This is a genomic window from Clostridium sp. MF28 (assembly GCF_002969175.1).
Classification (GTDB): domain Bacteria; phylum Bacillota; class Clostridia; order Clostridiales; family Clostridiaceae; genus Clostridium; species Clostridium beijerinckii.
The window spans coordinates 3,950,107-3,962,052 of the sequence record NZ_CP014331.1 but is presented as its reverse complement, the minus strand read 5'-3'; the positions used below and the strand labels follow the sequence as shown (position 1 = coordinate 3,962,052).

14 protein-coding genes and 1 riboswitch are annotated in these 11,946 nt (G+C 28.1%); of the genes, 4 read left to right on the top strand and 10 right to left on the bottom strand.

Going from position 1 to position 11,946, the window contains the following annotated elements:
- Positions 1 to 198 precede the first annotated feature (198 nt).
- Genes tsaE through rimI form a run of 3 tightly spaced genes read left to right on the top strand, consistent with a single transcriptional unit; the run spans position 199 to position 1,831 of the window.
- Positions 199 to 660 (top strand): tRNA (adenosine(37)-N6)-threonylcarbamoyltransferase complex ATPase subunit type 1 TsaE, encoded by a 462-nt coding sequence (tsaE, locus tag AXY43_RS17460; RefSeq protein ID WP_011967818.1) that lies wholly within the window; start codon positions 199 to 201, stop codon positions 658 to 660.
- Positions 657 to 1,391 (top strand): tRNA (adenosine(37)-N6)-threonylcarbamoyltransferase complex dimerization subunit type 1 TsaB, encoded by a 735-nt coding sequence (gene tsaB, locus AXY43_RS17455; protein ID WP_039773873.1) that lies wholly within the window; start codon positions 657 to 659, stop codon positions 1,389 to 1,391. The genes tsaE and tsaB overlap by 4 nt, the downstream gene beginning before the upstream one ends.
- 20 nt (positions 1,392 to 1,411) lie before the next feature.
- Positions 1,412 to 1,831, top strand: a complete 420-nt coding sequence (rimI, locus tag AXY43_RS17450) for a ribosomal protein S18-alanine N-acetyltransferase (protein WP_373866805.1) — start codon at positions 1,412 to 1,414, stop codon at positions 1,829 to 1,831.
- 152 nt (positions 1,832 to 1,983) lie between these two features.
- Here rimI and AXY43_RS17445 read toward each other — a convergent pair whose 3' ends face one another.
- From AXY43_RS17445 to kduD, 7 genes are all read right to left on the bottom strand, one after another.
- Positions 1,984 to 2,748 carry a DeoR/GlpR family DNA-binding transcription regulator gene (locus AXY43_RS17445; RefSeq protein ID WP_023974877.1) on the bottom strand — a complete coding sequence of 255 codons (765 nt, stop codon included), beginning with the start codon at positions 2,746 to 2,748 and terminating at the stop codon, positions 1,984 to 1,986.
- Between the two features lie 196 nt (positions 2,749 to 2,944).
- Entirely contained in the window at positions 2,945 to 3,106 is a 162-nt protein-coding gene (gene rd, locus AXY43_RS17440; RefSeq protein ID WP_023974876.1) for a rubredoxin, read from the bottom strand.
- A 779-nt stretch (positions 3,107 to 3,885) separates the two neighbouring features.
- The gene (locus AXY43_RS17435) at positions 3,886 to 4,467 is read right to left on the bottom strand and encodes an ECF transporter S component (RefSeq protein WP_065415961.1); all 582 of its coding nucleotides are present in this window, start codon (positions 4,465 to 4,467) and stop codon (positions 3,886 to 3,888) included.
- Between the two features lie 189 nt (positions 4,468 to 4,656).
- Positions 4,657 to 4,774, bottom strand: a riboswitch (FMN riboswitch).
- 163 nt (positions 4,775 to 4,937) lie between these two features.
- Positions 4,938 to 5,327: a bacteriohemerythrin gene (locus AXY43_RS17430; protein ID WP_011967812.1), complete on the bottom strand. Its 390-nt coding sequence runs from the start codon at positions 5,325 to 5,327 to the stop codon at positions 4,938 to 4,940.
- A 304-nt stretch (positions 5,328 to 5,631) separates the two neighbouring features.
- The gene (locus AXY43_RS17425) at positions 5,632 to 6,258 is read right to left on the bottom strand and encodes a bifunctional 4-hydroxy-2-oxoglutarate aldolase/2-dehydro-3-deoxy-phosphogluconate aldolase (RefSeq protein WP_039773875.1); all 627 of its coding nucleotides are present in this window, start codon (positions 6,256 to 6,258) and stop codon (positions 5,632 to 5,634) included.
- An 89-nt stretch (positions 6,259 to 6,347) separates the two neighbouring features.
- On the bottom strand, positions 6,348 to 7,295 hold the full coding sequence (locus AXY43_RS17420) for a sugar kinase (RefSeq protein WP_023974874.1): 948 nt from the start codon (positions 7,293 to 7,295) through the stop codon (positions 6,348 to 6,350).
- Positions 7,296 to 7,431: 136 nt separating this feature from the next.
- Positions 7,432 to 8,214, bottom strand: a complete 783-nt coding sequence (gene kduD / locus AXY43_RS17415; protein ID WP_105411874.1) for a 2-dehydro-3-deoxy-D-gluconate 5-dehydrogenase KduD — start codon at positions 8,212 to 8,214, stop codon at positions 7,432 to 7,434.
- 244 nt (positions 8,215 to 8,458) lie between these two features.
- Between kduD and AXY43_RS17410 the strand changes: the two genes are divergently transcribed.
- Complete coding sequence (locus AXY43_RS17410; RefSeq protein ID WP_011967808.1) at positions 8,459 to 9,268, top strand: IclR family transcriptional regulator; 810 nt, start codon at positions 8,459 to 8,461, stop codon at positions 9,266 to 9,268.
- Between the two features lie 242 nt (positions 9,269 to 9,510).
- Here AXY43_RS17410 and AXY43_RS17405 read toward each other — a convergent pair whose 3' ends face one another.
- From AXY43_RS17405 to AXY43_RS17395, 3 genes are all read right to left on the bottom strand, one after another.
- The gene (locus AXY43_RS17405) at positions 9,511 to 10,323 is read right to left on the bottom strand and encodes a Cof-type HAD-IIB family hydrolase (protein WP_077304098.1); all 813 of its coding nucleotides are present in this window, start codon (positions 10,321 to 10,323) and stop codon (positions 9,511 to 9,513) included.
- A 131-nt stretch (positions 10,324 to 10,454) separates the two neighbouring features.
- Entirely contained in the window at positions 10,455 to 11,072 is a 618-nt protein-coding gene (locus AXY43_RS17400) for a DeoR/GlpR family DNA-binding transcription regulator (protein WP_023974871.1), read from the bottom strand.
- 234 nt (positions 11,073 to 11,306) lie between these two features.
- A complete protein-coding gene (locus AXY43_RS17395) occupies positions 11,307 to 11,774 on the bottom strand; it encodes a methylated-DNA--[protein]-cysteine S-methyltransferase (protein ID WP_023974870.1) in 468 nt (155 codons plus the stop codon).
- Positions 11,775 to 11,946 lie beyond the last annotated feature (172 nt).

Genomic DNA, 11,946 nt, shown 5'->3' with positions numbered 1-11,946 from the left:
AATGCTTATTTCCTGTTTTATATAATTAAATTAGTTAATACATTATTAATTTGCTTTTATGCAATTTTGAGATAAAATAAAAAGATGAGAGTTTTTAGATTTAACAATTATTAGGTTCTATACATAATAACTATATGTAAGTTATTGATATAAAATTCTAATTAATAAGAATTAATTCTCACTTAAAGGAGGCACTTCATGGAATTTGAAATTTATAATGTAGATGATACTGCTAAATTAGGAATAAATTTAGGCAAATTATTAAATGCCGGTGATATAATCTGCTTAACTGGTGATTTAGGTGTAGGTAAGACTCATATTACAAAGGGCATAGCTAAAGGATTAGGCATTAACGATAATATTACTAGTCCAACATTTACTATAGTGAACGAATATGATAGCGGTCGATTAAAGCTCAATCATTTCGATGTTTATAGAGTAAGTGATCCTGATGAAATATATGCAATTGGATTTGATGATTATATATTTTCAGATGCAGTATCAATAATAGAGTGGGCAAATTATATAGAAGAAATTCTACCAAATGATTTACTTCATATAGATATAAAGAAAGATTACAGCAAAGGCGAAGATTATAGAAAAATCACGCTAAATGCTTATGGAAAAAGATATGATTATATAAAGGAGTTGAAAATATGATTATTCTTGCCGTAGATTCATCTTCTAAAGTGGCAACTGCTGCTTTGATGAAAGATGATAAACTACTTGGAGAAATTACATTAAACGATAAGAAAGAACACTCTATAATACTAATGTCTATAATTCAAGAGTTGCTAAACAATAACAACTTAAGTATTGATGATATTGATGGCTATGTTATTTCAAAGGGTCCCGGTTCATTTACTGGACTTAGAATAGGCATGGCAACAATAAAAGGTCTTAGCTTGGGAAGTAACAAGCCTTACATTAGTGTTTCTAGTTTAGATGCACTTGCATTTAGCGTATCTAATTTCAATGGTATAATATGCCCTATAATGGACGCTTTAAGAAATAGTGTTTATACTTCACTATATAAAGGAGAATATACTTGCTGCAATAACAATAATGCTTCAAATTTACCTATAAAATTGGAACGTCTATTAGATTATTCAGCATTGGATATTGATGAACTTATAGAAATAATTAAATCCAAAAATGAAAAAGTTATTTTTATAGGCGATGGTGTTGATAAATATAAAGATTATTTGATTGATAATTGTCCAAATTCATATTTTCCTCCTAATCACCTTAATTTAATTCGTGCCTCTTCATTAGGTGAAATAGGCAGTGCACTATTAAAGAACGGAGAATATGACGATCCAAATTCTGCTCCGGTTTATCTTAAAAAATCTCAGGCTGAAAGAGAATACGAGCAAAGGATGAGATTATAGTGAATATAGCTATAAATTTAATGAAAGAAGAAGATATAGATGAAATTTTAGATATAAGCTCGTTGAGCTTTTCTATATGCTGGAGCAAAAATTCTTATATGCAGGAACTAACCAATCCTGTTGCTAAATATTTTGTTGCTAAAGTTGATAATAAAGTTGTAGGCTTTGCTGGAACATGGATAGTATTGGATGAGGCTCATATAACAAACATAGCAACACATCCAAACTATCGAAAACAAGGGATAGCCTCTAAACTCCTAGAAGAATTACTATCTTATTGTAAATCTCAAGGGTGTGTAGCATATACTCTCGAAGTTAGAAAAAGTAATGCCGCTGCCAAAGCCCTTTATGAAAAATATAACTTTAAACAAGAGGGAATTCGAAAAGGGTACTATGAAGATAACAAGGAAGATGCTATTTTAATGTGGTTAAAGGAGTAATATCTCAATTACAAATTTCTGTGCTTAGGTAAACATATCAAAGAGACAATTCATGCAATCATTATGTTCAAATTGCATAAATTGTCTCTTTACACTTATCATCAATTTATATGTAGCAAAAAACTACCTCTAATAATTGATTTACTTATATTCTATATCAATTCAATTTCATTACTTTCTAACACATCTATAATTGGTTGATTAGGCTTTTCATCCGTTATTATAGCATTTATATCATCAATCATTGCAAATTTATAATTACCATCTACAAAAAATTTCTTGTTCTCCATAACTAAAAATGTCTTTTTACTCGATTGTATTATTGTGGCCTTAGTAATTCCATCCTCAATTTCAAAAGTAGTTATACTTTTATCAAAGGCATCAATTCCACAACTTCCTATAAAAGATTTATCAAATTTATATTTTTTAATAAAATCATTAGTTGAAGATCCAATAAAACCATTAAGAGATTTATTTAAAACCCCAGCCGCAACTACAACAGTAATATTATTGGCTGCCTTTGCTAAAATATTTGCTATCTCCAACATATTGGTTACTACGGTTATTCTTTTTTGAGTTGTTAAAATAGATTTAGCTATAAGAATATTAATTGTTGATAAATCTAAAAATATAGTTTCCCTATCTTGTATTAGTTCTAAGGCTTTCTTAGCAATTATGCTTTTAGTTGAAATATCTATCTTCTCTCTTTCTGAAATGTCATACAACTGCGATGATTCCCTTATTTGAATCGCACCTCCATACGTCCTTTTCAGCTTTCCTGCATGCTCCAGTTGTTTTAAATCTTTTCTAATACAATCTTCTGTCACATTAAACTTTTTGCTTAAATCCTTAACTTTAACTTTTCCATATGTATTTAGAATATTTAATATTTCGTTTAGTCTCTCTTCTGTAAACATATCTATGCATTCTCCCATTTTTTATTATTTAGGACCTTGTGGTAAATAATTAATCTAAATATATTATAAGGGACTTTCAAAATATAATAAAATTATTTTGATAGCCCCTTATATCTATTGTTTTTAAATATTTTATTCTTATTTATAAATTTTCTAAAATAATTATATAGTCAAATTTAAATTAAAACAATATCTACTATTGTTCTTTTTCAAAATCTGATTTTGGAACTCCACATAATGGGCAAACCCAATCGTCTGGGATATCTTCAAATTTTGTTCCTGGTGCAACTCCATTATCTGGATCACCTGCTGCCTCATCATAAATATAACCACATACTGTACAAATATATTTTTCCATAAAAAAACCTCCCTTAGATTTGATAATTAAATATTAATAAATACATATCTTACTATATTAATTTATCATCTTGTAAAATATATATCAATTAAGCGCTTCTGCATTTATTGCGATGAGCTAATTAGAACGATCTTTAGTTTAAAAGTTTCTATAATTATATCATTTTTGTGACTTCTTGCAGAGTTAATAATTTAACTACTACCTCTCTCTATTATTACTTGTTATTCCTTATGATATACATTTAGCCATCTATCTTGTTGCATTTCACATACTATCATAAATTATTGTAATCTCATTTTTTTATATTCACTTGATCATTAAATATCTTTTTTAGTGTTTAAATATTTTCTATATATATAATACCAAATAATTCATTATTAATCAATAATTATTATTAATTAATTTTAATTTTCTATCATATGAATTTATTTTATAACCTTTTGAACAATAAATATTAATACATATAAAAACTATAATATATCTATCTGTTTAACGTTAATTATTTATATATTATTATAACCATTATGCCAAATTAAATCTAAATTATAAAATTTAAAAGGAGAAAGCACTCGTCTTTATGTGAATAGTTGCTATTAAAATTTGATCTGATATTAAATGAGTAATCATCTTTAGCTTATTTAATAATCATGTTAAAAATCAATTTAATATTAATGTTTATATATAACATTAAATTTATATACCAACCAATATACAATAAAAAGCTGTAACAAAATTCGAATTATTTTGTTACAGCTTTTTCTGCTTATATTATTTTAAAATTATACAATTTTTGTCTTATTTTCTGAACTGCCAAAGTTTGGTTCAACCTTAAAAATTGAAACAGATACTTTTTTGTATAGAATATATGTTAATACCGACACCATAACCGCCTTTACTCCATTGAAAGCTAGTAATGCCCAAACATAATTCTGTAACATATCCGCTGGCATCTTCATCCCATAAGCTGGCAATAATAAATATATGTTACCCACGATTCCCATTGCCTCCATTGCAATTCCACCTATTATCATTCCTAATATTGCATTTTTCTTATTCTTATTTCTATAGTAGATAAATGATGCTGGTAAAATTAATGCTGCTCCAAACAAGAAGTTTGCTGTCTCTCCAACAAAACCTGTTTGACTTCCTCTGATTAATGGAACCAAAAGATTTTTTATTAATTCTATTATCACCCCTGCTACAGGACCAAATCCAAAAGCACCCAACAATGCTGGTACATCACTTAGATCTATCTTAAGCCATGGAAACGCAGGTATTATTGGAAAATCAAAATACATAAGTATAATTGCAATTGCTGATAATAAAGAGATTTTGATTAATTTACTTGTTTTTTCATTCATATTCTTTGCCTCCCAAAAGATTATCTTCTTGGTGTAGCTTATTAGGAATTTAGTGCCAAAGTATTCTTAGTACATTAGTTACTCCTGAACTATTTGCAATACTTAATAAAAAAACAAAAAGCCCTGATGTAAAATACATCAGGGCATACATTCAGCAAGTAATAATAGATCAACTTTCAATTCCTAATAGGTTACCTTCTTTCATCCAGACTATACTGTCGGCCTCGGAGTTACACCGAATCTGCTTTCTTAAAAGCTCGCGGGCTATACCGCCGGTAGGGATTTACACCCTGCCCTGAAGATATATATTTTATTTTCTTTATTATATAACTTTAATCAATACTTTGCAACATCTATTTGAGCACTTTTTACATTTCTAAATTTTTAATAAAAAAAGAGTAAGATTTCTATATCTCACCCTCACCGCAAAATAATTATAATAAAAATTTAAACGTTTTATTATAATTATATTATTCTCCTATAAGCTTATCGGTTTTTAATATATGCTCTGTTAACCAATCATTTAAAAAATTCAAAAGTTTTATTAAACTTTCATCTTGATTTTCATCAATATTTTTATAATCGATTTCTTCAAGACTTTTAATAAATTTATCATGCTCAATCTTTTGAGTAAAGAGTCTTTTATAGTTTATACTTTTCATATATTCTTCTTCTGATTTAAAATGAAAAATTGTATAATCCTTCAGTTCGTCCATAATATGTATTATCTTATCATACTTATCAATTGCAAATTCATCTTTTAACAGCGTATAAGCTTGATCTGCTAATTCAAAAAGCTTTTTGTGTTGCTCATCAATCTGATCAATTCCGATTTTGTATTCTTCCTTCATTTCATACATGTATAATACCTTCTTTCTACTCATTATTTTAATCATACTCGGTTCATTTTTTATTAATATATCATTTTTTTAATATAAAGTCACTACACTTAGTCTTTTATTCAATAGATAAATTTCTAAATATAAATTGCACATTGATATTATTTAACCCTACATTTTAAATAATATTAATAGTATCTGTTGCTTTCTAAAACAATCCGCCTTTTAACATAACTATTTTATAAATAGCTCAGAAAATCATTAATAAAAAAAGATTTAAAGCACTTAATCAATAAAATTAAGTGCTTTAAATCTTTACTGAAAATTATAAATTTTTAACTTTACTTATAACATCTGCGCAATATTCTTTTACACCTGTAACACCGTTGCTTTTATAAACTTTATTTAAATCACTACCTATACCGCTACAATCTGCTCCTGCTTGTATCCATTCACTTATATTATCTTTGTTTACTCCTCCAGTAGGCATAACGCTAAGGTCTGGGAATATTGATTTTGCTGCCCCTATAAATGCCTTTCCAACAACATTGCCTGGGAATACTTTGATAAATCTTAAACCTAATTTGTAAGCCTTATTTAACTCTGACATTGTCATTAATCCTGGAATTATTAATGCTTTTCTTTGATTTGCATAAGCAATTACATCTTCATCTATACAAGGAGAAACAATAAAATCAGAATTATTTTCGATACATGCATCTACAGCATCTTTTGTTAACACAGTTCCTGCACCAACACAAGCATTTTTATATTCTTCTTTCAATTCTTTTATTAACTTTGGCGCATTTGGCACACTCATAGTTACCTCTATAATTTTCATTCCGCCTTCGATTGCTGCTATACTTATTTCTTTTGCTTCTTCATATGTTTTAGTTCTAATAACAGCTACTGCCTTTTCTTCTTTTAATGTATTATAAATTTTTTCAAACATTATTTATTACACCTCATCTTTAATTTATTTTATTTAAAATTAATCTACATCATTCATAAAATACTTTATTAAATACAAATATATATTTCTTAACGTTCTATTTTCTTTGCTTGTCCTAAATGTACTAAAACATCATCATAGTAAGGTAGTCCCTCATTATCGCCTTCGACACCTACAACTAATGATCCAACTGCATTTGCAAATCTAACACAATCTTCTAGTGACTTACCTTTTAATAAGGCCGTTAAAAATCCTGCTGCAAATCCATCTCCTGCACCTACTGTATCAACTAAAGCTTTTGGCTTAATAGCTTCAATATCATAAATATTTTTACCATCTGAACCTATAGCTCCCTTGGCTCCTTTTTTAACTATCACTTTTTCTATTCCTTTGTTATGGAAAACTTTTATTGCTTCTTCTATATTTGTATCTCCCAATAATATCTCTATTTCTTCATCACCTATTAAAAGAATATCAACATAAGGTAAAAGTTTTTCTATATAGTCTTTTGCTTCTTCCTTAGTCCACATCTTTAATCTAATATTTGGGTCAAATGATATTATAAGATTATTCTTTTTAGCTAATTTTACTGCTTCTAATATAACTTCTCTATTATTTTCAGTTATTGAAGGAAAAACTCCTGTAATATGAAGAACTTTTGCATTTTTTATATATTCTTCATTTAATTTCTTTGCATCCATTGTACTAGTTGGAGATTTTTCTCTATAATAAAATGATCTACTTGATCCATCAGATAAAACTTCTCTAAAATATACTGAAGTTGGATATCCATCAACAAGTTGTACCTCTGATGTATCTATCCCCTCACCTCTTACAATCTTTAGTATATATTTTCCGAAATCATCATTTCCCAATCTACTTATCCATCCAGATTTTAACCCTAATCTTGCACATCCCATTGCAACATTTAATTCTGCTCCACCTACTTTTCTTTTGAATGTGTCACAAAATATTATTGGTCCCTTTTCTTGAGGGCACATTGCAATCATTGCATCTCCTATAGTAATTACGTCCATAAATAAATACACCACTTTCACTATATATTTGTTTTTAACCTTACCAAATAAGTTAGAGATAGATTTCTATATTCATACTTTTGATAAGGCCATTTTTAAATTTTAGTCAATATTTATATATAATTTTGAATACTGATTATCTTACTAACCATCCTCCATCAACTGCTAGAATATGACCATTAACATAATCAGATGCTCTGCTTGCTAAAAACACTACCGCTCCCATTAAGTCAGATGGTTCTGCCCATCTATCTGCTGGTATTCTTCCCTGTATTTCTGCATTTCTTTCTTTATCTGCCCTTATTGGTTCAGTATTTGCTGTCTTTATGTATCCAGGTGCTATCGCATTTATTTGAATATTTTTACTCGCTAATTCATTAGCAAATGCCTTTGTTATACCTGCAACTCCATGTTTACTTGCTGTATATGGAGGCACGAACTTTCCACCCTGAAATGATAACATAGACGCTATATTTATTATTTTACCAGATCCTTGTTTAACCATTATTTTAGCAACTTCTTGGCTTAAGAAATATACAGCATTTAAATTAATATCCATAACTGCGTTCCAGTCTTCTTCTTTATAATCAAGAAGAGGTGTCCTTCTTATGGTTCCAGCGTTATTTACTAATATATCTACCTTCCCATAAAATTTCATCGCAGAATCAATCACATCTTTCCTTCCTTCTTTTTGTGTTAAATCTGCTTTCACGAATACCGCTTTTCTACCTCCTTTTTCTATCAATTCTCGTGTATCATCCCAATTATCACCGTGGGTAGAAATAACTAAATCTGCTCCTGCCTTAGCTAATGCAACTGCATATCCTTGTCCAAGACCTGTATTTCCTCCAGTAACTATTGCCACTTTTCCATCTAATCTAAAAAAGTCCATTGAAAACTGATTCAAAATGTTTTCCATTATCTATTCTCTTCTTTCCATATAAATATTTCCATCCTTACATGTATTATTAAATTTTTTCAATACACGCCATACGTTCCGTATTGTGGAACACCGTTTCATTTATTATCTTAATTCTAATATCATCACTTACAATTGTCAATGATACTGGTATAAAAATAAAATTTTTAACTTTTTATTTGTTAAAATTAAAATTAAACATTACAATGTAGTATAAAGATAAAACTATTTAGGAGGATTTTATATGTCAGAGGATTTAAGCAATCCAAACTTAGTTCAATCGGTGGAACGTGCTCTTGATATACTTGATTGCTTAGCCGAATATCCAAAAGGATGTGGAATTGCTGAATTGTCAAAAAATTTAGGTTTAAGCAAGAGTACCATACATAGAATAATTACAACTTTAAAATATAAAGAATATGTTACGCAAAATGCAGAAAACGATAAATATCAATTAGGAATTAAGCTTCTTAACTTATCTTCTTCTATAACAAATAGTATGGATTTAATAAATGTCGCCAGACCTCATATATATGACTTTGCTAATAAGTTTGATGAAGTCATACATCTTTGTATTCCTGACGAGTCATTTACTAACATAATTTATGTAGATAAGGTATCTTCCGAAAATACTAGTAGAAATATAATAATGTCTTCTAGTATAGGAAAAAAAGCGCCTATTTATTGTACTGCTTCTGGTAAATTGATATTATCTCAATATTCTGATGATAAAATAAGAGAATTATTAAAAGATACAGAATTCATAAAATATGCAGAGAACACAATAACTGATATAAATGTTCTTATAGAAGAAATTCATGTTATAAGAAAGAACCTATATGCATTAGACAATATTGAATACGATACGGGTGTTATATGCATAGCTGTTCCTATTTTTGATAGAACCAATAAAATTATTGCTGCAACCAGTCTCTCATCCGTAACACTCTTTAATACTATGGATGATTTACTAAAATACAAAGAGGAATTTATGAATGTCGCTAAAAATATTAGTAGACTTATGGGATATGCATATTATACAGATATAAAATAAATTTTTTGAATAAAAAATTAATAAATTTCAAATATAAAAAGGCTGGAATTGAAATAAATTACATACATTTGCTTAAGTTTATAAATAAACATTACACAAATATATGTAATTCATTTCTATTTCACGTAAATTAAATAACATGAGTTAAACTTAAATTTTTTTATACTTATTATCTATGCTTATACATCTCTAAAAAAGCATTTTATGAAAGTTCTAAATAAAACGGCCATAAAACATTTTCTTTATTTCTTGTTAATAACATATTTTATCAGTGCTTCTGCTACCCCATCTTCATCATTAGTTAAGGTTACATCATCAGCATGTTTCTTCACATCTTCTGGAGCATTTCCCATCGCTACTCCAACTCCTGCATACTCTAACATATCAATGTCGTTATAATTGTCTCCCATTGCTATTATTTCTGATTTATCTATACTGAATTTCTTTTGTAAACAGGTAATTGCAGATGTTTTTGATGCCTTTATAGGCATAATTTCTAAGTATGTTGGCTTTGAAGGATATATATTTAAATCATTATCATAAATATTTTCTTTTAAGAAGTTTATTTCTTTTGGATTAGACATACATAAAATCTTACTTGGTCCTACTCCTTCTCTTTTCCATTGTTCTATTAATTTATTAAAATCAATAATATTAGGAATGATGTTAGTTATTTCACTTTCTTGTTTAGCCCAATAATCTAATTTTTCTATATACCATTCATCATCCTTATATAAACTCATATGAATGTTATTTTCACTTGTTAACTTATATATTTTCTCAAAATTAGAAACATCAATTGCCTCACTAGCCAATACACTATTATCCTTATCTAATATTAAAGCACCGCTATAGCATATAATTGGTTCCTCTATTCCAAGTTCTTCTTGAAGAAACCTTATTCCTTTTGGCATTCTAGCTGAAACTAAAATTACAGGTATTTTCTTATTATTTGCAACTTTATTTATAGTACTTTTCACCTTTTCAGTTACTTCATGATTTGAATTTAACAAGGTTCCATCAATATCTAAACATATCATTCCAAATTTATCCATGTACTCATCCCCTAACTATTTATAATAAAACGTCAAATTACTTATAATTGCTTATTGAATTCAATATTTATAAGCAAATAAAACTCAATTTTATTCTCCTAAATAACACTACTTAAATTAATATGTTTTCTTTATATAATCACTAGACTTTTAGGATTAATTTTAATATTATGCAATTCCATAATGTTACTAAAAGAAGAAACCGATATTGGATCAACAATAATAATATCTGCCCGATCTAGGTTTAATCCTTTATAAAAGGCATCTTTTTCATACTTTTGATGTTCGGCAAGTAAAATAACCTTCTTAGCTCTTTTCACAATCTCCCCTTTAATATAAGCATCTTCTTCATTTTCATAATAAATACCATTACCTTTTATAGCTCCAGCTCCTATAAATGCCGCCTCAAACTCAATTTTGCTCAAATACTCATCATAATTCCTTCTATAGAAAAAGCGATTTTTCTTGTTAAATTTTCCATCAATCAAGTTTACTACAATACCATTCTTTTCCGAAAGTATATTAAAATTATCTATGGAATGAGTAAATATGGTCGCTTTTTTATCTAAAGATCTTGAAAGAAATTCAACACTAGTAGAAACATCAAAAAAATACGTTTTATTGTTATGAATAAATTTCATTGCCTTTTCAACAATCTTAGTTTTTTCATTAACATTTAATTTCAACCTCTCCTTATATGAAAATATATTGTCTTTATTAAAATTTTCATACCCTTCTTTCCCAATCATAAAATCACCCCTCATAAGTAATTATAAGTACATTTAATTATTTTTTCAATACTTATAAGCACTTTAATCATCATTCACCTAAAATACCTTATATAATAATTATTTAAAGAACTGAAACTTTACTTGAAACAATGTTATTTATTTGTCGTAAGTAAAAAAAGCAAATCTCTACAAATAGTTTACTATTTATAAAGACTCGCTCACCTATATTATTAAATCATATTATTTTTTAAGTCATCTTTTATAATCCTTCTCAATTTTAAGAAGCTTTTCCTTTATATTAAGACCACCAGCATATCCGACCAATTTACCATTAGCACCAATTACTCTATGACAAGGTATTATAATTGGAATTGGATTTTTATTATTAGCCATACCAACAGCTCTCGCCGCTTTCTCATTACCTACTATTTGGGCAATTTCACCATAACTCCTTGTTTCTCCAAAAGGAATCTCTTGTAGAGCACTCCATACTTTTCTTTGAAACTCCGTCCCCTTAGGTGCTAATGGTAAATCAAAACAATTCCGCTCTCCTTCAAAAAACTCTTCCAATTGTTTTATAGCTTTCCGTAATAACTCTGTTTCATTTCCTTCAACATTAAGTTCATCTTTGTTTACAAAACAAATTTTTGTAATTGCTGCCCCATTTTCCACTATACTGATTTTCCCAATTTTAGTGTTATAGTAATATACATTTTCCATAATACTCTTCCTTTTCTCAATATTATTTTTTTATATTACAATTAGAATAGGTGCTTCTTCACTCCTATTTTGCAAAAATTCTTTAATTATATAGTGAGAAATCCTGCTTATGTCACTAACATACCTGAACATACTTTTCATCTCTATATAAAAACTAATATCTTTTGATCAG

Coding starts and splice junctions, on each gene's coding strand:
- rimI (WP_373866805.1), top strand. CDS start 1,412: ATGAAAGAAGAAGATATAGATGAAATTTTAGATATAAGCTCGTTGAGC.
- AXY43_RS17395 (WP_023974870.1), bottom strand. CDS start 11,774: ATGGAAAATGTATATTACTATAACACTAAAATTGGGAAAATCAGTATA.
- AXY43_RS17400 (WP_023974871.1), bottom strand. CDS start 11,072: ATGATTGGGAAAGAAGGGTATGAAAATTTTAATAAAGACAATATATTT.
- AXY43_RS17435 (WP_065415961.1), bottom strand. CDS start 4,467: ATGAATGAAAAAACAAGTAAATTAATCAAAATCTCTTTATTATCAGCA.
- AXY43_RS17445 (WP_023974877.1), bottom strand. CDS start 2,748: ATGTTTACAGAAGAGAGACTAAACGAAATATTAAATATTCTAAATACA.
- kduD (WP_105411874.1), bottom strand. CDS start 8,214: ATGGAAAACATTTTGAATCAGTTTTCAATGGACTTTTTTAGATTAGAT.
- AXY43_RS17405 (WP_077304098.1), bottom strand. CDS start 10,323: ATGGATAAATTTGGAATGATATGTTTAGATATTGATGGAACCTTGTTA.
- AXY43_RS17420 (WP_023974874.1), bottom strand. CDS start 7,295: ATGGACGTAATTACTATAGGAGATGCAATGATTGCAATGTGCCCTCAA.
- tsaE (WP_011967818.1), top strand. CDS start 199: ATGGAATTTGAAATTTATAATGTAGATGATACTGCTAAATTAGGAATA.
- AXY43_RS17425 (WP_039773875.1), bottom strand. CDS start 6,258: ATGTTTGAAAAAATTTATAATACATTAAAAGAAGAAAAGGCAGTAGCT.
- rd (WP_023974876.1), bottom strand. CDS start 3,106: ATGGAAAAATATATTTGTACAGTATGTGGTTATATTTATGATGAGGCA.
- tsaB (WP_039773873.1), top strand. CDS start 657: ATGATTATTCTTGCCGTAGATTCATCTTCTAAAGTGGCAACTGCTGCT.
- AXY43_RS17410 (WP_011967808.1), top strand. CDS start 8,459: ATGTCAGAGGATTTAAGCAATCCAAACTTAGTTCAATCGGTGGAACGT.
- AXY43_RS17430 (WP_011967812.1), bottom strand. CDS start 5,327: ATGTATGAAATGAAGGAAGAATACAAAATCGGAATTGATCAGATTGAT.